This window comes from Paenibacillus odorifer (assembly GCF_000758725.1).
Classification (GTDB): Bacteria; Bacillota; Bacilli; order Paenibacillales; family Paenibacillaceae; genus Paenibacillus_AQ; species Paenibacillus_AQ odorifer.
Genome location: NZ_CP009428.1, coordinates 6,555,266 through 6,574,903 on the forward strand (window position 1 = coordinate 6,555,266; position 19,638 = coordinate 6,574,903).

The window sequence follows — 19,638 nt, forward strand, 5'->3', positions numbered from 1 at the left end:
TGCACTCCTCATTAATATATTTTAGTAAGTCATGTACAAATTGTAGTTCCTTACATCCCTCTAGGGAAGTAGGCACTTTATTGTGATGTAGTTACCTGGAGGATACTAATGCGCGGTTAAAGGGCTCTTTTCGACCTAAATTAAAAACGTTTTGTCATTTTTCTGTAAAAATACTGCATTTCCATGAAAGCTGTGCTAATATTACAGTTTGTTTATGAAATTTTAGGAAGTACATCATAATATAAGAAGGTGCACAATGAAGCAAAATAATCACCAGGAATTCAACCTGGTCAAACTGACCTGGCCGATTTTCCTCGAGCTATTCCTCTTTATGCTCATGGGTAGTGTGGATACTTTTATGATCAGTTCAGTGTCCGACGATGCCGTGTCTGGTGTCGGCGCAGCGAATCAGATCATTGCGATAGCAATTTTAGTCCTCAGTGTAATTGGTAACGGTGCAGCTATTGTGGTCTCCCAATATCTCGGTTCCAAAAAACCTCTGGAAGCCGCTCAAGTGACCGGCAATGCCATTACCCTAAACCTGTTAGTCGGCATTCTTCTAAGTACGTTTTTGCTGATATTCGGAGGGACGCTACTGACTGCGCTGAATGTAAAAGGGGATATCCTCATTTACGCCAAAGCCTATATGAATATTGTTGGTGGCGGTATTTTTCTGCAAGCATTAATCAATGCTCTGGCGACTACTATCCGTACTCACGGTTTCACCAAACAGACGATGGTCGTATCCTTGCTGATGAACATTATTCACGTGGTGGGCAACTACCTGCTCATTTATGGTCATTTCGGACTTCCGGCGTTAGGTGTGGAGGGTGCGGCTATCTCAACAGTGATGAGTCGATTTATCTGCCTGATCCTTTTCTTCCTGCTGCTCTACAGAGTGATGGAGGTACGGGTGAAAGTAACCTATTACATTCATCTTTCTAAAAAATACGTGCTGCAAATTCTCAAAATCGGCATCCCGTCCGCTTTTGAATCCATCACTTATCAATCATGCCAGCTTGTATTCACACTCTATATTACTTATTTAGGCGCTGAAGCTATGGCTACTCGCCAGTACGCGCTTAATATTTCCAATTATATTTATTTATTCAGTGTAGCTGTCTCTATGGGAACTTCCATCGTTGTAGGACATCTCGTGGGAGCTAGACGCCCTGATGAAGCCTATAAGCGTGTATTCACCAGTGTAAAGTGGGCGCTGCTGGTTACCGTAATAATAGATGCTGTGGTGATTTTCTTCCGGGTACCGCTATTCGGGCTTTTCACAGACAATGAGAACATCATTAGGATGGGGGCGCAGGTCATATTGCTTAGCTTCTTCCTGGAAACTGGGCGCACAACCAATCTGGTTATCATTAACTCTTTACGCGCCTCGGGCGATGCCAAATTCCCTGTATATATGGGACTGATCTCTATGGTCTGCATGAGCTTACCTCTTGGTTATTTCCTGGTGTTCCAACTTGATCTCGGGTTAGCCGGCGTGTGGATTGCCACTGCGGTGGACGAGTGGGTGAGAGCCGTCATTATGTATTTCCGTTGGAAAAGCCGAGCTTGGGAGAAACATGGACTTATTGAACACGAAGCTCCAGAACACTGTACGCCTTCCGCTACTCCCGCAGCTGTAAATTAACATGTATACTCAGAGGTTCTTTAAGGTCATATCAGATCTTAAGGAACCTTCTTTTTTATTTACGCCAACATTACATAAAATTTGAGAATGAATGAACCATTCTACGTTACAATAGATAGAACATAATTAACAAAGCTAAAGGAGAGAGCTTCATGCCGGAGGAAACCGGAATTCATGAGTTACTGACGCTCAAAACGATTGCGGAGACTTTGAACAGTTCCAATGAGCTGAGACCCATGCTCGATACAGTCATGGGCAAGCTACTTGAGTTAACCGGAAACACTGCAGGCTGGATCTTCCTGAGCGAAGAATACATGGAATATGAGTGTGCCGCTGATCGAGGTCTGCCACCTGCACTACAACGCGACAATAAACAACCAATGCAGTGCGGAAGCTGCTGGTGCCTAAGCCGCCTATGGGATGATCGGCTCGAGCATGCCGTCAACATTCTAAGCTGCAAGCGGCTCAGTAACGCCAGGCAGTATAACTGGGGCGACACGCTGGGGATCACCCACCACGCTACCGTCCCGCTGCATTCAGGTGAGCGTTACTTGGGACTTATGAATGTGGCTGCACCAGGCAAAGCACATTACGCCGACAGCGAGCTGGCTCTGCTGCAATCCGTGGCTTTGCAAATTGGCAGTGCTATTGAACGGATGCAGTTATATAGCACCGAGCAGCGCCGCGCGAATCTGTACGCCAAATTAGGCGAATTCAGCGCAGCTTTAAATCTAACCGCCAACCAATGTATCTCGCCCAGTATTCTAATCGAGAAAAGCGCCGCCCTGATTGGCGACTATTTCGATTGGCCCTTTGCAGCGATTATCGGGCAGCATGAGGGACAATTCGAAGTCCATGCTGCCTATGCGGCTAATATAACGCCGGAAACAGCTCCCTTCCAGCTCTCGGATTCTTTTAAAGTACGTCTAGGAGATATCGCAAAAGGACAACGCTTTGCGACATTAACCCCTGATGAAGAGCAGGAAATTAAGAAGTCCTGCTGTTCTGAACAACCTGTTGCGGAGCGTGTTGTGATGCTCGCTGTGCCCTTTCGGCAGATTGCCGCACAAGGTGCAGGAATTCTACTGATCACCTCACCCAAAGCACTAGCTTCCGCAACTGCGGATGGAGAGGTGCTTGAGGCTGTCGCTGAACATATTTCCGCTACATTGGAAAGTGCTCAGCTTGGAGAGAAACGCCGCGAAATTGCGCGTCTTGACGAGCGGAATCGTCTGGCCCGTGACCTGCACGACTCCGTGAACCAGATCCTCTTCTCCCTCTCAATGACCGCCAAAGGCGTGGAAAGCATGCTGAAGCAGGAGCATATCTCCCATCCTGCTACTGAAGCTGTCCGCGATATTCAAGCTTTATCCCAGTCAGCACTCAAAGAAATGCGTGCATTAATTATGCAGCTTCGGCCTGCCGGACTGGAAGCCGGTTTATTGACTGCGCTGCAGGCTCATGGCCAGCAGCTAGGGCTGCTGATACAGACGCAACGGAGCGGTGTTCACGAACTTCCCCGCAATGTGGAGGAAGGGCTGTGGCGCATTGGCCAAGAAGCGCTCAATAATGTACGAAAGCATTCCGAAACCTCTAAAGCGCAGGTATCTCTGCATCTGAATGCAGCCGAGGTGGTACTGAGCGTTGCCGACCAAGGTAAAGGCGGGGCCAAACGGCGTTCTAACACAGACACTAATGAATCTCTTGGACTGCATATTATGAAGGAAAGAGCAGAAGCTCTCTCCGGTCGTATTCATATCCACAGTGTGGAAAATCAAGGCACAACGGTTGAGGCAATCATACCTCTGCCCATCCAATCTACATGAAGTCGGGTGATTATAAATGACGATAAACTTATTATTAGTAGACGACCATGCAATGGTACGCCGTGGGCTGCAAGTATTTCTCTCCACACAACCCGATATCAAGGTTATTGGGGAGGCCTCCAACGGCCGCGAGGCACTGGAAAAAACAGCTGAATTGAACCCGGATGTCATATTAATGGATTTGCATATGCCCATTATGGACGGCATTGAGACCGCTCAAGCACTGAGGATCTCCCACCCGCAGGTCAAGGTCATTGTATTGACCTCCTTTTCGGATCAGGATCATGTGCTCCCGGCTATCCGCGTAGGAATCAAAGGCTATTTGCTTAAAGATATAGAACCAGAAGCGCTGGTAGTTGCGATCCGCAAGGTACATAACGGGCAAGTGGAGCTACATTCCGAGGCTGCCAGCCAACTGATGAATCTAATGGCGACCTCTACACTAGAGCAATTGGAACTTAATGCTTCCGATCCGAACGACCCAAACGCAACACCTGCTGCGATCACCGGATTAGAGCTTCTTACTCCACGCGAGCAAGAAGTATTAGACCTGATTGCGCTCGGTATGAGTAACAAAGAGATTGCCAGCAAGCTGGTCATCACCGAAAAAACCGTTAAGACCCATGTCAGCCACGTTCTCGGAAAGCTAAACTTAGCGGATCGGACTCAGGCTGCCATTTTCGCATTGAAAGGCGGCTATAACGCCTAGAATCAAAACTCCTCTACAACTTTAGTCTTAGACGCTCAGCACAATGGCTGAGCGTTTTTATTATGTATGTTCATTCCATGTGCTGATGTTAACAGAGGCCGATTCAACTATCATTGGTTTATAGCAATTGACCTCACATAGGAGTGGATACAGATGAAAGTGATGATCCTGACAGGCAGTAATCGAAAAGAAGCAACCAGCACGAAGCTGGCAGAACATGCTGCCCATTTCATTAGTCAGCATGGGGAAAAGGTTACCATGTTTGACCTCTACAAACGCCCACTTCCCTTTTATTCACCAGACGAGATTTACACAGAGCATGAACATTTAAACGAGCTTAAACAAGAGATGTTAGCAGCGGATGCAGTAATCTTGGTTACTCCGGAATATCACGGCTCGGTAAGTGGCGTATTAAAAAATGCGATTGATCATCTAGGCCAGGCGCATTTCAACGGTAAAGTTGTGTTATCCGCCAGTTCAGCCGGGGGAGCGGTAGGGATAAGCTCATTACTTCAATTGCAAGCCATCGTACGTAACCTGCACGGTATTAATACACCAGACTGGATCTCCATCGGCGGACTGCAACGCAAGCGGTTCGAGGTCGGGTACGACGGATACGAGGGTGGGCAAGAAATCGAAGATCGCATTCACCTAGTATTAGAAGCATTCCTGAATTTAGCCCGCAAAATCGACAGATCGGCAGGTGCTATCCAATGATCAAAGGACTATATGAAGCACATTTACCAGTAAGCAATCTTGAAGTATCCATCGAATTTTATGAGAAATTAGGTCTGAAAATGGCTTGGCGGGATGAAGAAACTGTATTCTTCTGGATCGAGGAAGGTCGGAGCTGGATTGGTCTTTGGGAAGGCCAGGAGGTTCAAACCCCATACCACCCGTCCTTGCGGCATATTGCCTTCCGTGTCACTTACGAGGACTTGAAGCAATCACTGCAATGGCTGGAATCGATTGGGGTAGAGGCTGTTCCGTTCCGCAACCGGACTTCTGTTGAGCCTTTTATCCGGGCTTATCAAGGAAATGCTTCTGTCTACTTCAACGACCCTGACGGCAACAGCTTGGAATTTATGTGCCACGTAGAGGTCCCTGAACATCTGAAGCCTATTTCAGAGAACATAACCTTAACGGAATGGGAGAAATTACTGCACAGTAAATAAAATACTCAAACAAAAAAACAGCTGCTCCCGTCCAAGGGTCCAGCTGTTTGAGTATATTAGCTTCTTCGATTACTTAATCGAAATGCCCTTCTTCATGGCCTTCATGTCTGCATTCGTATTCACAAGCGTTGGCAGTATCTTCATACTTCTAGTCATGGGAGAGTTGCATTGCCAGCAGGTAGGTACATATTGAAAGGCGAAATTATCGCGCATCCAACCTGTGCAACCTTCCTTGGTACAGGACCAAATTGCTGTGTCTTCTTGCGGAAGTTCCTCCAGTGCTTTTTTACGAAAATACATAAGTACCCCTCCTTGGATCGAATCGAGACGATATCGCTACCCTATTAGGGGCAGATTCATACTATGAAAATAAAAAAAGCTGCCCTCAACTTGTGTTAAGGGCAGCCTGATTTTTAAACTACAGTTTTACAACGTTTTCGGCTTGTGGTCCACGAGCGCCTTGAGTTACGTTGAACTCAACGCGTTGGCCTTCGTCCAAAGATTTAAATCCGTCGCCTGTGATTGCGGAGAAGTGTACGAATACGTCGCTTCCACCTTCAACCTCGATAAAACCGAATCCTTTGTCTGCGTTAAACCATTTCACTGTACCTGTTTGCATGATATTACCTCCAATATTTTATTTAACACATGTCCTTTTATTCCTACGTAGTGTACGAACAAATAAAAATTCACACATTGGAAAAGGACTCATACGCACAAATGATAACCTTTTACAATATGTGAATTAAGGGTTAAATTTATGATTGATTTCATTGTACCACACTAAATCACTAAAAGCAATGCGTATGCCTATTTAATTTTCACTCCGGCTCTTATTGCCTATAAACAGCAGCAGCCGAGCCGGACGAACACCCATGTTAGTCGATATAACCTGCCAATCCTTTATCCATCAAGTAATCCATTTCTGCATCAAGAATGGTCTCTACTGTGATTTCATCCAGCTTCACATCACGTTGGGCAGTGACATAGTCGACCAGATCATCGCTGTCGATGTCTACCTCACCCTTGGCGTTCGCCTTGGCCTTATTGATAAAGGTCTGTTCATGCTTCAATACTAAGCGGATGATTTGCGGATCCACTTTGGTTTTGGCAGATAATACATTTACTAGCTCCTGCTCATTTACTTTGTCACTCATTTTTTAAATTTCATCTCCTTACAATTATTACACAATCATTGTAGCATATTTCGCGCTTTAACGCGTCATTACGCGAAGTATACCGCGGTTTATTCACACTTTTCTTATCATCCCAGCGTCTATAACGTTCCACTTGAAGTAAGTTATTTAATAAAAACAGTTGTGAGGAACATTGACTTGTGCCAAAATATAAAAAAAGTGTTGGACCAAATGAATACTAGAAAAGGCGGTTGAATTCATGAGCTCTGTATCTACCCAGCAATTAGACACAAACAGCAACAAGGCACATCGTTATATCGAAGACGTATACGCACAGGTTGTTGCGCGTAATCCTTTTGAGCCCGAATTTCATCAGGCCGTAAAGGAAATCCTTGAATCTTTGCTTCCAATCCTCGCTGCTGAACCTAAGTATCAGGAAAATGCCATTCTGGAAAGATTGGTTGAGCCAGAACGTTTGATTATGTTCCGTGTTCCTTGGACAGACGATCAAGGTAAGGTCAGAGTTAACCGTGGATATCGTGTACAGTTCAGCAGTGCAATTGGACCTTACAAAGGTGGACTTCGTTTTCACCCATCCGTTAATGCTAGTATTATCAAATTCCTTGGTTTCGAGCAAATCTTCAAAAATGCTCTTACCGGCCAACACATCGGCGGAGGTAAAGGCGGATCCGACTTTGATCCTAAAGGTAAATCCGAAGGCGAAATCATGCGTTTTGCACAAAGCTTCATGACTGAATTGCAAAATTACATCGGTCCTGACCAAGACGTTCCTGCAGGAGATATCGGTGTAGGTGGTCGTGAGATCGGCTACATGTACGGACAATACAAGCGGATCCGCGGAGGATATCCGGCTGGCGTATTGACTGGTAAAGGTATTGGTTACGGCGGAAGTCAGGCTCGGACAGAGGCTACTGGTTACGGTACAGTTTATTTCGTAAACGAGATGCTGAAAGCAAAAGGCCTTTCTTTTGAAGGAAGCCGCGTTGTTGTTTCCGGTTCTGGTAACGTAGCGATCTATGCGATCGAAAAAGCTGTACAGCTAGGCGCTAAAGTCGTAGCTTGTAGTGATTCCGCCGGATATATCTATGACGAAAATGGGATTAACCTCGAAACTGTCCGCCGCCTGAAAGAAGTCGAAAGAAAACGGATTAGTGAATATGTGAATGAACATCCTAACGCTGTGTATACTGAAGATTCCACGCAAATTTGGACCATTCCTTGTGATATCGCCCTTCCGAGTGCTACTCAGAATGAGATTGATGAAGCCATGGCATTGAAACTGATTGAGAATGGTGTAAAAGCAGTAGGCGAAGGTGCCAATATGCCATCCACCCTTGAAGCTATTCATCAGTTCCAACAAGCTGGCGTGCTATTCGCACCTGCCAAAGCTGCTAATGCTGGCGGCGTAGCTGTATCTGCGCTTGAAATGGCACAAAACAGCATGCGGTTGTCCTGGAGCTTTGAAGAAGTAGATACGAAGCTGCATGAAATCATGGTTTCCATCTACGAACAATCTGTAAATGCATCCGAGCAATATGGACAGTCCGGCAACCTTGTTGCAGGAGCGAACATCGCTGGATTCAAAAAAGTGGCCGACGCTATGCTGGCTGAAGGTGTAATCTAAATAAATTACCGGCGCTCTAGTCACGAACGCCGACATACAAAAGTCCCCGTAACCGGTCAGTAAGAATCCGGTAACGGGGACTTTTTGTATATCTAAGCGTTCCATCCGGGGATCTTCCGCAAATCCCCGTCCCCTATCGATTGAGTACTCTCCACAGTCGTATTGGGGGGTGAAGAAGCCGTACGAATGTAACAGGAATCTATTCCTATCGTTAGTGCCCCTGCAATATCCGTACGGGGATCATTCCCGATCATGATGGCCGAACGCAAATCCGCTCCATAATGCTCAACTAAATAACGATAAAATAGCGGATCCGGCTTACTCACTCCTGCTTCGGAGGAAATGGCAATGCCATCGAATAAAGGAAGAATATTCAGCATCGTTAATTCTGCTTCTATAAAGGTTTTCTGGCCATTGGAGAGCAAAAACACCTTTTTGCCACGTTCTCTTAATGTTTGCAGAATTTCAAGCACACCCTCATAAAGTGAGATATGGATCATCGATAATGTCCGCAGCCATCTAACCGTTTCATGTAACCACGCTTGATCCGGTTCTCCACCCAATTGACGGGCCACAGAACGAAACACATCCTCCATTACGAAATCTGGATACTGACAATTCCGCGCGGCTTTGGTGAGCTGTAAATCCCTCTCCCGCAGAAATTGTGCCTGTAGCTCACTTCCCGTTATGGACATCCCCTGATATCCGAAATGGAGTGATAATCGATCCCATACCTCCGGCTTCTCCTCATCTGTCTGAATATCGATCAATGTGCCATACAGGTCGAAAATATAAGTCTCGTACATCCACCGTCTTCCTTCCTATTATTCTCTCTGTATTTTATCCTTTAGTACCATTATCGGCGGTTGTCTGGCCCTCCTCCATCCGGTTTGACACCTTTTGATAGAGATAGGAGATGCCGAGCAAGCAGATGCCAAAGCTGGCATAGGCTATGATTTTGCTGCCAGTGTTCAGCAGACCCAAATCATAAAGCAGCAGCTTGCCCGTTGCCAGCAGTGTTAATCCAAGGCCGAAGCGCCGGATGTACACATACCTTTTGCGGAAGCCATACATGATAAACAGAACGGCTAATAGTAGATAAATGAGACTAAAAATTAACCCTGCATCACTCAATTGCAATTGCACTCCTAGGAAAGCGGTGATAATGCCGAGTAGATAAATCGCCATGAAAACAGGATAGATCTCCATACTCTTAAACTGGCGATTCAGCGCTGCAATCAGCAGATCACGTCCGCTAAACCAAACAAAGATATTAAAGATAATCAGTACGGCCAGTGCGATATAATCAGCTGCTGTATTTTGCGCGAGATTATTTTGCAGACTTGGCAGGCCTACTGTAATTACTATACAAATGACGTAGCCAATCCCAAACAGAAATCTCACAAAATATTTAACAATTGTGTCATACAGCACCTTCACCTTTGGCAGCGCGTAAGCCAGAACCAAGGTCCATACAGCGGAGAGCAGTAAATTATAGAAGGTTCTATGCGCAAAGTCCTCCGGTACAACCAGATGATACAATCTTCTCGATTCATACAAGCCGTAAATCCAGAAATTTAATAACGCCGCATATTTAAACCACAAGGCTAAGGTGATTTCATAAGGTTCGCTGCGCTGAAGAGCATCCTTACGGTTATGCTGAACAGCATACAACACCGCGACAATCAGCATGCCTGCTGTGATAAAGACATATTTTAGCGGGAAGTAGACATCTCTAAAATTCGTCCATTGATAGTCTGCGACCCACTGCGTCGGTACATTTAGACAGAAGAATACTACAAGGCAGAGCATCATAATGCCCCAGCCTGCCCTTTCCATCCCCTTAAAGCGGTTCAGATTGCCATACAGCGTAAGAACGACGCCCTCAATCAGCCAACCGATGGACCACCAAGCCGCTCCAAATTGAAATGGAATCATCAATATGCCGAAGGTCAGTGAAGTGGCGTAGAACAGCAGCATGCTTTCTTTTTCCTGTGGCATCAGCTTCTCAAGCCCTCGACCCAGACCGAGATACAGCAGGCAGAAAAGCAACGCCAGTGCACCATTGTAATCCTTCAGTCCTGCATCCATAAATAAAATATACAAGGTGAGACAGCTAATAAACGTATTACATCCTAAGAGAGAGAAATCCCACCAGGACAGCTTGGAACGATATTTGAACGGGTACCACAAGGTAATTCCCAGATACATCGCAAAAGTCAAAACAGCATAACACATATTAATTCCGTTGCTATCAGACAAAGCTATTAATATGAGCATGGAGGGTGTATTAAATAAGTAGCTGATATAATTGACAACGTTCCAGCGTTTGCGGAAAGAAATCAATAAGATGAATAAATTCAATAGAAACAAGTAACCCATAGCTACATAAACCGCGTTGCCCGAAAGGCCAAACGCCCCCAGATAAGAGTATAAGGGCAGATATCCTCCGATTAAGCCCAGTGCACAAATACTCCGTGATTCATACCTTAAAGACAGGAGTACCGCAGTTAAAGTAACGAGTACAGACAAGGATAATCCTACATATATACTAATAATATCAAGCAGAAAATAGCTATAGAAAATAGAGCCATACAGCACCGAAATCCCGCCGCCAAGCAGCCCTAAAGCGAAGGTGCCTTTTCCTTTGCGGTATAACCACTCCCCGCCTCCCAGCATCAATAATCCCAGTAGAAAAAAGGCGCTTCCCTTCATATAACCTGTGAACCAGTTGGAATAGGTATACCGGAAGCCTGCCCCCACCGCCAAAATCAACAGCAGAATACCCAGCTTGTTAATCCAGCTTAGTCCAATCTTCATTTCGATCTGATTTTGTTTTCTTCGGCGCTTAAGCACCTCTTCACTGATCTCTTCCGAGGCAAAATCATGTAATCCATTATCCATGCCCGAGTTGAGGCGAAGTTCCGCTTCCCTCATTCTCTGCCGCTGTGCCAGCACACGCTCATTTAATTCTGCCGCCAACGCCCCAAGTCGACTGGATATCTCTGCTTGTTCCTCACCCAGCTGCCTGGAGGCTGTATGGTACAGCTGCTGAATATGACGTTTCGTCTCCACTTCAAAAGCCGTCAGACGATCTGTATGAGCATGGCTTCTAGAGGCAAAATAAGTCTGCAGCTTCTGCCTCGACACTTTAAGAATGCCCAGCTTTTCATCTAAAATCTGTTCCGTTAGCGCAACTCTTAGCTCAGTATTCTCTTCTTGAAGCTTACCTACCTGAGTCTTTAGCTCGACCAAAGCAAGCTTATGCTTCTCATATTGCTTCTTCAAGTATTCATTCTCGTTGACCAGATCGTGACTTTCATATTCCGCAATCAGAGCCTCATATTCCTTAATAAGCCCGTCCTGCTGTACCTTCATGAATCTCAGTCGATCTTTGAATGACTCCATAGCGCCTCCTTATGTGAGCGATTGTTAATACTTACATATTACTACATATAGCTGTGGGGTCTTATGCTTTTTTTATATTTGCAGTGAATGAAGATTACGATCGGGATGCAAAAAAACTGCAACATTTTGGAGGGGTGTCCCGTCAGAATAATAACAACACTAACAAAAGATTTTAAAAGGAGCTCACAACCATGAACAACATTTTAAAAACAAGTACAGTTCTTTTAACTTTGTCACTAGCACTTTCTACAGGAGCAGCTTATGCTGCACCCACCACAACTTCTGCTAAAAATGAGGCTACACAAACCTCCGCTAGCGTTAATCAAAAGACGTTTGCGATTGAAATCAACGGATCGACTATTAAAGAAACAGGCTTCCAAAGCACAAATGGCAAAGAGCCGATGGTGCCACTACGTTCGATTACTGAAGCCCTTGGATTTGAATTAACCTGGAATGCACAGAATAAATCCGTTGAACTTATCAATGGCGCTGTATTCACTACAGTGAAAGCTGGAGAAGATCGTTATAGTATCAACAAAATGTATACAACACTTGGAACTGCACCACAATTGGTTGACTCCACTTTGTATGTCCCAGCTTCCTTTTTAAGCGAAGTAATTCATCAAAACATGACTGTGAAGGGAGATTCCATTGTGATCAACACAAATGCCGCCGAGCAGCACATGACTAAGACTGGTGTGATTACAGCAGTCTATGATGGTGGTAAATACCAATCCGTTCAAATCCAAGGTGTAGGTACGGATGGAATCGTATTAAATGTAGGGGAAGATACGGCTATTGAGATGGCAGACGGCACTAAAATTGCACTCAAAGATCTCCATATCGGTATGACTGTAAAAGCAGAACACTCCATGGTCATGACTATGAGTCTTCCGCCACAAACACCAACTTACAAAATCACCGTTCTGGATAAGCAGAAACAAGATGATCTTCTAGGTACTGCTGGCACTATTGAAGAAGTTCAAAAAGACGATGAAGGAAATATCAGTATCACTGTTAAAGGCAGTGGCCTGAGCGAATTGTCACAAAAAGAAGTAGTACTGCGCATTAATGAAGACACAGTACTCATTAATAAAGACGGCGAAGCTGTTAAAAGCAGCGAGCTTGTTAAAGGTACAAAAGTTATCGGATTCTACAGCCCAGTGCTGACCAGAAGCCTGCCACCAATCGGCACAGCTGTCAAAGTTGTAGTAGATTCTGCGCAACAATAAGTGAGAGACTGAAATCTTATTAAAAAGATTCCAAAGAGACATTAAAACAGCGATCCTTCCGTTATGGGAGGATCGCTGTTTTGCGTTTTGGGCAATAGGGTGGCTGACTCGCTTCAGCCGATTTGAGGTAAACGAAAGCCGGCTGAACGCCTAGGCACACTTTTGCTCGCCTGCTGCAGAGTTTTGGATGATCATAATTGCGAGGCTTACGGACCCAGATGACGTTATTTCCGATTTTTCCGCCTTTAGAGCAGCGTTTCGGACTCCAGCGCCACCATTCATTAAAAAGAGGGCATATTCGGTATTTTTTATGCCAATAGCGTCAGTGGGGTCCGTTAGAATTACAAATGTGGTAAAAAGCTGCGTTAACGGTCAGCTGTGTCCGATAGCAGAGCAGATTATAGTTACTTCGTTCGCGCAACTTCGTTTGAATTATCCGAAGTTAGAGGTCTAGTTCAACGTCAACAAAACAGGGGTGCCCCAGCAGCCATTGTCATGACTACTAGGACACCCCATGATTGTTTCCGTCCATTATCTATTTCATGAATCGCTAGCTAGAATCAATTGCATCAACGCTAATAAACGTTCCAGGTTAATCGGCTTGCTAAGATAATCTGTTGCCCCTGCCTGAAGGATTTTAGCCTTATCTTCCTTCATCGCTTTTGCAGTCAGTGCAATGATGGGAATATCCTTCTTTGCGGGCATTTGTCTGATCCGATTGATTGCCTCATATCCGTTCATCACTGGCATCATAATATCCATAAGAACGATATCTATAGAAGCCGCTTGCTCCAGTTCATACAGGCCGCTCTCTCCGTTAGTAGCTGTAGTTACATGCAGCCCGCGCTTTCTTAGCGTATTTGATAAAGCGAACAAATTCCGTTCATCATCATCCACGATAAGTACATGCTTTTGATTCAGAGAAGTGAAGTCATTACGTGTATCCTCAGCCGTTGTAGCGGCAAGTACCACTCCATTCCCAATCTCTTGAATAACAGTCGCTTGATCAGCCACTTCCTCAAGGCTTGGGGCCTCAAGCTTCAAGGGCAAATACACCGTAAAGACGCTACCCACTCCTTCTTGACTCTCCACTATAATTCTACCACCGAGCAGGGTTGCCAGCTCTCTAGATATGGATAACCCAAGCCCTGTTCCACCATATTGACGTTCTGTATTTCCATTTGCCTGTTGAAAAGCCTCGAAGATAATTGACTGCTTTTCTTTTGAAATCCCAATTCCAGTATCCTTGATGGCGAAGGCAATAAATTCCCCTGTATACGAATCTGCCAAATCCAGCAGCTCGTCCTTAGTTGCTGAACGGATTTCCAGAGTGACTGCGCCTTCCGCTGTAAACTTAAACGCATTGGACAGCAAATTTATAATAATTTGCCGCACTCTTTGAGCATCCGAATAAAACAGCGGGGGTAAGTTCTCTCCCAGCTGTATTTGCAAAGGAATCTCTTTTTTGCGGGAAAGCTGACTGAAGTTCTGGATCATTGCCTCCGGAATCTCCGATATATTTATCGCTTCAATTTCAATATTCAGCTTTCCTGCCTCAACCTTGGACAAATCCAGAATGTCATTAATCAGCGCCAGCAGATCTTGTCCCGAAGAATGAATGGCTTTTGAGAATTCAATATCCTCTTCGCTTAAAGCTCCCGACTGATTCTCCATAAGAAATTCGGAGAGCAGCAGAATGCCGTTAAGCGGAGTTCGCAGTTCGTGAGACATGTTAGCCAGAAACTCTGATTTATATTGTGAGCTTTGCTGCAATAACTCTGTGTATTCACTGAGTTCCGTTTGAGCTCTTTCCGCCTCTAGTGACTTTTGTTCCGCCAGCAGTTTCTTATCCTCCAGCTTTCTATTCGTTGCATGCAGTGACTCCGTCTGGATTTGCAGCTCCTCAGACTGAGTCTGTAGTTCCTCGGTATATACCTGTAGCTCTTCGTTTAGACGCTGAGATTGTGCCAGAAGTTGGTCAATCTTCATAATGCTAATCGTACTGTTAATTGCGGAGCCAAAGGCATTCGAAATAGACCCTAGGAACTTAACCTGCAATTGCGTAAGTGGAGCAAAGGCGGCGATTTCCACCACAGCAACTACCTCACCCGAAAAAGAAATCGGCATTAGTAGAAGCGCCTTCGGCGCAGAAATACCCAACCCAGATTGTATGCTAATATAATCCTCCGGCAGATCCTGTATTTGCATCAAGCGCGCCTCTTTAGCACATTGTCCAACTAGACCTTCTCCGATCTGGAATGCCCGCTGATCTGGAATGTTACTGCTTCCGCCAAAAGTAGAGACTCTCTTAAAGAAATCTCGATCATGGTCCTGTGTTCGAACATATAAGGAACCATATGGGTAATCGAGGACTTCTGCGGTTTTGCCAAGAAAAATGTCGCCCAGTTGCGAGATATGTGTGATGCCCTGATACCTCGCCAACAATTCGTTTGCGTTAGCCTGAATCCATATCCGCTCTTGTTGCGTGTCTATCAGATGATTCGTAGCTACGCTCAGATCCCTGATCTCATCATTCGTGGTGATCTCTATCCTTGTCTTCATATCTTCGTCAGATTCCAATTCTGCAATCGTATGGGTAACTTTACGAACCGTACTAACGATGGCGCGTGAATTGATCCACGAAGCGACCATCGCGGTAACCGCTATAATTGCCCAAGCAATATAAAGAAGCTCTAGCAATAATTTATTCTTGTCTGCTTGTCTAGCAATCAGACTGTTGGTGTTCTCTTTCATCGTCTCGCGGTAAGTGCTGATCTGATTACGAATCCGGTCCATTTGATCTTTGCCGTCGTCGGAATTGAAGTATCTTAGGAGCTCAGCGTCCTGTCCCTCTTTTTTCAACTGGATCACATAATTTCCGGACTGTTCGATCCATTGCTTAATTTTACTTTCAATACCCAACAGACGCTGTAGCTGTAAAGAATCATTAGCAGTCAGCACGTAAAGCTTATCATAATTAGCTTCCCATTCAGCCTTACCCAAATTGTAGGGCTCCAGATACTTGTTATCGCCGGTGATGACATATCCACGTTGTCCGGTTTCCATATCTAAAATATTCTTCTCAATTAGATTAGCCAAATTAGTAATCTCTCGATCCTGATGAGAGATGAAGCTGGTTTCCCGCTGTAGAGCATTGATTCTTCCATGCATGACAAAAACAAATCCTAATAGACAGATCACGATTAAAACTGTAATTGACAGTATTTTATACTGCAAAGTGAATCGACGTTTGTTCACAACTAGCCTCCGTCCTGTCTTCTAACTATAAACCCCTTTCTATTCTACATCATTGCAAAAGATTACTTGAATAAGGCTTCATTAATTCTTCTATGTAAATTTTGACTGCTGCTAATTTAAACAATTTCCGCAGGGTTGAAACACTTGTTTTTCCCGGAATAAAAAAAAACCCCACAAGTGCCTTTCTCCTTGAAGGGTTACCTAAATATCTAACTCAGCAAATACAAGTTTTCTTCTTCACACCTAGCTTCCCAGCCTGTTCAACCTTAGCAATATAATCAACAGCCATGGGAACTTTACAAGCGGTTTGTCCCATGTTCACCTGGACCTTACCTATACCTGCTGCGATCTTTGCTGCCTCCTCATGCAGTTCTGTGATACTGCTGCCCGCCATAATTACAAAAGTATTCATCGTATAACGGACACGATTCCGCTCCTGATGAATAGTAGCGCCTACTTGTTGTAACAACTCCCTAATCTCAGCGATGTCCAGCTTATCATCCGGTGTAATTGAAATGTAATTTGCATAAGTGCTCCAGCCGCAAACGGCTATTAGTTCATCCGAGGAACGAATCCACTCTCTCGCAAGTTCCAATCCATATGGACTCTCTGCGGCGAGAGGGGATACTATATATTCCACTACCGCATGCCAACTGGCCGCCGAAGCCCAGCTTTGAAGCTCTTGCTTCGTCATAGTCTTGGGATTGACGGTTAGCCCAGCCAAATACATTGCATCGTAATTGCCTGTCTGATACAAAGCCCTTGCCAGACTCTGATCTTTTTTCACATCCTTAACCAGCTTCTTCATATCCCCTACCTTTACTCCAAATAAAGGTTCCACTGCGCCATGTCGTAAGAAGGTACGTTTCGTCTGCTCTGTACCCATCTCCTCAAGCTTGCTCATCACTTCATCAACAGTCAGATTCATTAGGCCACTCCCTTATCTTCGATGTTCTTATCCCTTTACTGTTTCTCTTATGATCGGTTCACGACCTAACGTAACTCTGTTCTTCCCTGTATTCTTAGAGTGATATAACGCTTCATCCGCTTCCCGATATAAATCTTCGAAAGTCACCTCTCTACGCTCCGTAAAAGAGATTCCGATACTTGCGGTAAGATGAATGCTATCCTGTTCATTCAAGATTATCGTGTAATCACTCATCATTGTACGAAAATTCTCTGCTTCTTTTAAGGCTGCACATTTATCTTCAGCGAAAAAGCATACGGCAAATTCCTCGCCACCTACTCTTCCAGCAATACCTTTATTCTGGTATACCTGAAGTATTTTATTCGAGAAATCAACTAACGCCTGATCGCCCGCTAAATGACCATAAGTATCATTAATTAATTTAAAATCATCGATGTCAAATAACAGCAGAGCCAACCCTAATCCATCCGGGATCGTTTGATTCTGGACCCTTTGCATGAAATGCCTGCGATTATAAAGCCCTGTCAGATCGTCAACCGTTGCCTGATAGACCAGCTCACGCTCATACCGCTTCTTCTCACTATGATCACTAAACACAATAAGCATACCCTTATTCTCTGTTGTCGCATGTTCCGTAGCAATTAAAGAAACCCCATAACAGAGCTCCCCTGCGCCAGAACAAACTACCTCAAACTGTCCCTCCGTCCTCTGACTGTAATGAGCTGCAATGTCTTTGTGAGACTTCATAAAAAGATCAATGTTTTTTCCCATCCAGTTATCGTTCGCTATTCCGGTAATGTCGTATAAAATAGCAGTCGCCGCATCATTTATGCCAATGATATTATCATAACGGTCAGTCAGAACTACGCCGTCTTTCATGTGCTCTAGAATTTTGTTTTTGGTTAGAGGGAAGATGGTTAATTTGGAGCTAACAAAAAGTGCGAAATAAGCCGCTATAATCGCAGGCAAATAAGTAAACGCCGTAAAACCTGTAATGGTAATCTTCAAGAGGGGGAGTAAAAAGACGGAAATAACTGGAACTAGCAAACCCACCAACAGCAGCAAATTAGTCCGCAAATAAACTCTCGGGGTATTCAGTAGGGAAACTGCCAGCAAGCAGACTGCATATAGCCCAAAAAGCTGATCATACGCAATAAAAGCCATACTAAGGAGCGTAGGCTTTACAGCAATTCCACTAACACCCGCGACCGTCAGGACGGCCACTTCACTGCGCATCAGATGATGATAGCTATCCGTAAAAATAAGAAGTACATCCATAACAATAGGGATAGAGAAGATTGCAAGCTTCACGGGCAGGCGCCCTGTGGAAGGAGATACGTATTCTTTTACCACAGCATAAGTAAAGAGCGCACTAAAAAAAAGCGGAGCCTGCTGCACATTCTTCCACCACAGCTTAGACTGAAAAGAGAGTGACATAATCTCTCCCGCCGTTGCAACAAATATAAGGCTGACTAACAGCATTAAGATCCACAAATAGCGTCTCCCTGCTAACTTACGGTGCCGATAGGAGCTGACGCCCATGTACAGACTTAGAACACTGCCCATTAATAAGTAATACGGATATCCCTGAATCCATGGCATGCCATATTTCTCCTATTTTTCAAGTCGCTCCTATCATTATAGCCTAATCCTTGGTACAAATGAATCAACAATAACAGCACATCTTATGCCTTAAATTTCACCCGATTGGAGAACATATATTTTCTGGCTAAATCCTTAAATGTTATTTTATCTTGTGCCGATTCAAAGAAACGTTTAGGGATAATCAGCGCTCTCTGTGTGGACACAAAAAACACAAACAAGTTCGTAGTTTCACCTATCTTATGTATCTCTTCCCACTTCACTTGTCCAGTGCCCGCTTCGGAAAGATAAGATATGCCTTCATCTGAAATCGTATAATTTTGCGGTTGCTGAATTAGGCTATCTGTTTTGAACGCCTTTTTCGATTTTTTGATCAAGCTTGCCTTGGTCATATACCATAAGACAGCGGCAAGAATTATAGCAGTCACAGCCAGGATTGAGATGCTTTGAGTACTGTAATCCTTAGTAATTAATAACAAAATCATAAAGTAAGCGACTACGCTAAAAGAGTTGAGTATAATCCGGCTATTCAAGCTGAACCATAAGTTAAACTCCTGAACGTCTTCACTCTTTAGGACTGTATCTACTTTTATTACATTTTCCATCACTGATCGCTCCCTCGACGCCATGTATATTTTTAAATTCATCTCATTTTAACATGCCTGAACACAAAAAAGGGACATCCCCGAAGCGATTGCTTCTACATGGGTTGTCCCTCTTCAATCCGTAAGGATTCTTATTTCTTTTGTGCAAGACGTTGTTTGAACTTGTCAACACGGCCGCCTTGTTCTGTATCTCTTTGTTTACCAGTGTAAAATGGGTGGGATGCGGAACTTGCGTCCACACGGAGCACTGGGTAAGTGTTGCCGTCTTCCCATTCCATAGTTTCATTGGATGATTTAGTAGATGCACTCAAGAATTTGAAGCCTACGCTTGCATCCAAGAAAATCACTTGGTTGTACTTAGGATGTATGCCTTCTCTCATTCTAATCGTCCTCCTTCTGAATAAATTCGTGGAGCCTTTATGGTAAATTATCCAAATGATCTGTAGGTTTATATATAGTATAACCT

At 44.5% G+C, this 19,638-nt stretch carries 17 protein-coding genes; 7 read left to right on the forward strand and 10 right to left on the reverse strand.

What is annotated here, in order from left to right; all coding sequences use genetic code 11:
• Positions 1-256 precede the first annotated feature (256 nt).
• The 5 genes from PODO_RS28620 (at position 257) to PODO_RS28640 (ending at position 5,358) form a co-directional block, all read left to right on the forward strand.
• A complete protein-coding gene (locus tag PODO_RS28620; RefSeq protein ID WP_038573751.1) occupies positions 257-1,648 on the forward strand; it encodes an MATE family efflux transporter in 1,392 nt (463 codons plus the stop codon).
• 152 nt (positions 1,649-1,800) lie between these two features.
• Positions 1,801-3,474, forward strand: a complete 1,674-nt coding sequence (locus tag PODO_RS28625; RefSeq protein WP_038573753.1) for a GAF domain-containing sensor histidine kinase — start codon at positions 1,801-1,803, stop codon at positions 3,472-3,474.
• A 16-nt stretch (positions 3,475-3,490) separates the two neighbouring features.
• Complete coding sequence (locus PODO_RS28630) at positions 3,491-4,183, forward strand: response regulator (protein WP_038573755.1); 693 nt, start codon at positions 3,491-3,493, stop codon at positions 4,181-4,183.
• A 153-nt stretch (positions 4,184-4,336) separates the two neighbouring features.
• Entirely contained in the window at positions 4,337-4,900 is a 564-nt protein-coding gene (locus tag PODO_RS28635; protein WP_038573757.1) for an NADPH-dependent FMN reductase, read from the forward strand.
• On the forward strand, positions 4,897-5,358 hold the full coding sequence (locus tag PODO_RS28640) for a VOC family protein (RefSeq protein WP_036682137.1): 462 nt from the start codon (positions 4,897-4,899) through the stop codon (positions 5,356-5,358). Before PODO_RS28635 ends, PODO_RS28640 begins: the two co-directional genes overlap by 4 nt.
• 69 nt (positions 5,359-5,427) lie before the next feature.
• Here PODO_RS28640 and PODO_RS28645 read toward each other — a convergent pair whose 3' ends face one another.
• From PODO_RS28645 to PODO_RS28655, 3 genes are all read right to left on the reverse strand, one after another.
• Positions 5,428-5,658: a cold-shock protein gene (locus tag PODO_RS28645; protein ID WP_036682139.1), complete on the reverse strand. Its 231-nt coding sequence runs from the start codon at positions 5,656-5,658 to the stop codon at positions 5,428-5,430.
• Positions 5,659-5,776: 118 nt separating this feature from the next.
• Positions 5,777-5,977: a cold-shock protein gene (locus tag PODO_RS28650; RefSeq protein WP_019914790.1), complete on the reverse strand. Its 201-nt coding sequence runs from the start codon at positions 5,975-5,977 to the stop codon at positions 5,777-5,779.
• Positions 5,978-6,236: 259 nt separating this feature from the next.
• The gene (locus PODO_RS28655) at positions 6,237-6,515 is read right to left on the reverse strand and encodes a hypothetical protein (protein ID WP_038573758.1); all 279 of its coding nucleotides are present in this window, start codon (positions 6,513-6,515) and stop codon (positions 6,237-6,239) included.
• A gap of 238 nt (positions 6,516-6,753) precedes the next feature.
• Between PODO_RS28655 and gdhA the strand changes: the two genes are divergently transcribed.
• Positions 6,754-8,139, forward strand: a complete 1,386-nt coding sequence (gene gdhA, locus PODO_RS28660; RefSeq protein ID WP_036682144.1) for an NADP-specific glutamate dehydrogenase — start codon at positions 6,754-6,756, stop codon at positions 8,137-8,139.
• A gap of 92 nt (positions 8,140-8,231) precedes the next feature.
• Here gdhA and PODO_RS28665 read toward each other — a convergent pair whose 3' ends face one another.
• Together PODO_RS28665 and PODO_RS28670 are read right to left on the reverse strand one after the other, a co-directional pair.
• Positions 8,232-8,945, reverse strand: coding sequence for an HAD family hydrolase (locus tag PODO_RS28665; RefSeq protein ID WP_038573759.1), 714 nt, complete (start codon positions 8,943-8,945; stop codon positions 8,232-8,234).
• Between the two features lie 34 nt (positions 8,946-8,979).
• The gene (locus tag PODO_RS28670) at positions 8,980-11,547 is read right to left on the reverse strand and encodes a DUF2339 domain-containing protein (protein WP_038573760.1); all 2,568 of its coding nucleotides are present in this window, start codon (positions 11,545-11,547) and stop codon (positions 8,980-8,982) included.
• Positions 11,548-11,738: 191 nt separating this feature from the next.
• Between PODO_RS28670 and PODO_RS28675 the strand changes: the two genes are divergently transcribed.
• Positions 11,739-12,779, forward strand: a complete 1,041-nt coding sequence (locus PODO_RS28675; protein ID WP_036682152.1) for a stalk domain-containing protein — start codon at positions 11,739-11,741, stop codon at positions 12,777-12,779.
• Between the two features lie 540 nt (positions 12,780-13,319).
• Here PODO_RS28675 and PODO_RS28680 read toward each other — a convergent pair.
• The 5 genes from PODO_RS28680 to PODO_RS28700 form a co-directional block, all read right to left on the reverse strand.
• Positions 13,320-16,037 (reverse strand): CHASE3 domain-containing protein, encoded by a 2,718-nt coding sequence (locus PODO_RS28680; protein ID WP_052097386.1) that lies wholly within the window; start codon positions 16,035-16,037, stop codon positions 13,320-13,322.
• 214 nt (positions 16,038-16,251) lie between these two features.
• The gene (locus PODO_RS28685; protein ID WP_038574984.1) at positions 16,252-16,959 is read right to left on the reverse strand and encodes a DNA alkylation repair protein; all 708 of its coding nucleotides are present in this window, start codon (positions 16,957-16,959) and stop codon (positions 16,252-16,254) included.
• Positions 16,960-16,992: 33 nt separating this feature from the next.
• Positions 16,993-18,567 carry a histidine kinase N-terminal 7TM domain-containing diguanylate cyclase gene (locus PODO_RS28690; RefSeq protein ID WP_038573761.1) on the reverse strand — a complete coding sequence of 525 codons (1,575 nt, stop codon included), beginning with the start codon at positions 18,565-18,567 and terminating at the stop codon, positions 16,993-16,995.
• An 83-nt stretch (positions 18,568-18,650) separates the two neighbouring features.
• Positions 18,651-19,172: a YcxB family protein gene (locus tag PODO_RS28695; protein ID WP_036682157.1), complete on the reverse strand. Its 522-nt coding sequence runs from the start codon at positions 19,170-19,172 to the stop codon at positions 18,651-18,653.
• A gap of 131 nt (positions 19,173-19,303) precedes the next feature.
• On the reverse strand, positions 19,304-19,552 hold the full coding sequence (locus PODO_RS28700) for a type B 50S ribosomal protein L31 (protein ID WP_036682161.1): 249 nt from the start codon (positions 19,550-19,552) through the stop codon (positions 19,304-19,306).
• Positions 19,553-19,638: the final 86 nt, after the last annotated feature.

Coding starts and splice junctions, on each gene's coding strand:
- PODO_RS28620 (WP_038573751.1), top strand. CDS start 257: ATGAAGCAAAATAATCACCAGGAATTCAACCTGGTCAAACTGACCTGG.
- PODO_RS28625 (WP_038573753.1), top strand. CDS start 1,801: ATGCCGGAGGAAACCGGAATTCATGAGTTACTGACGCTCAAAACGATT.
- PODO_RS28630 (WP_038573755.1), top strand. CDS start 3,491: ATGACGATAAACTTATTATTAGTAGACGACCATGCAATGGTACGCCGT.
- PODO_RS28635 (WP_038573757.1), top strand. CDS start 4,337: ATGAAAGTGATGATCCTGACAGGCAGTAATCGAAAAGAAGCAACCAGC.
- PODO_RS28640 (WP_036682137.1), top strand. CDS start 4,897: ATGATCAAAGGACTATATGAAGCACATTTACCAGTAAGCAATCTTGAA.
- PODO_RS28645 (WP_036682139.1), bottom strand. CDS start 5,658: ATGTATTTTCGTAAAAAAGCACTGGAGGAACTTCCGCAAGAAGACACA.
- PODO_RS28650 (WP_019914790.1), bottom strand. CDS start 5,977: ATGCAAACAGGTACAGTGAAATGGTTTAACGCAGACAAAGGATTCGGT.
- PODO_RS28655 (WP_038573758.1), bottom strand. CDS start 6,515: ATGAGTGACAAAGTAAATGAGCAGGAGCTAGTAAATGTATTATCTGCC.
- gdhA (WP_036682144.1), top strand. CDS start 6,754: ATGAGCTCTGTATCTACCCAGCAATTAGACACAAACAGCAACAAGGCA.
- PODO_RS28665 (WP_038573759.1), bottom strand. CDS start 8,945: ATGTACGAGACTTATATTTTCGACCTGTATGGCACATTGATCGATATT.
- PODO_RS28670 (WP_038573760.1), bottom strand. CDS start 11,547: ATGGAGTCATTCAAAGATCGACTGAGATTCATGAAGGTACAGCAGGAC.
- PODO_RS28675 (WP_036682152.1), top strand. CDS start 11,739: ATGAACAACATTTTAAAAACAAGTACAGTTCTTTTAACTTTGTCACTA.
- PODO_RS28690 (WP_038573761.1), bottom strand. CDS start 18,567: ATGCCATGGATTCAGGGATATCCGTATTACTTATTAATGGGCAGTGTT.
- PODO_RS28695 (WP_036682157.1), bottom strand. CDS start 19,172: ATGGAAAATGTAATAAAAGTAGATACAGTCCTAAAGAGTGAAGACGTT.
- PODO_RS28700 (WP_036682161.1), bottom strand. CDS start 19,552: ATGAGAGAAGGCATACATCCTAAGTACAACCAAGTGATTTTCTTGGAT.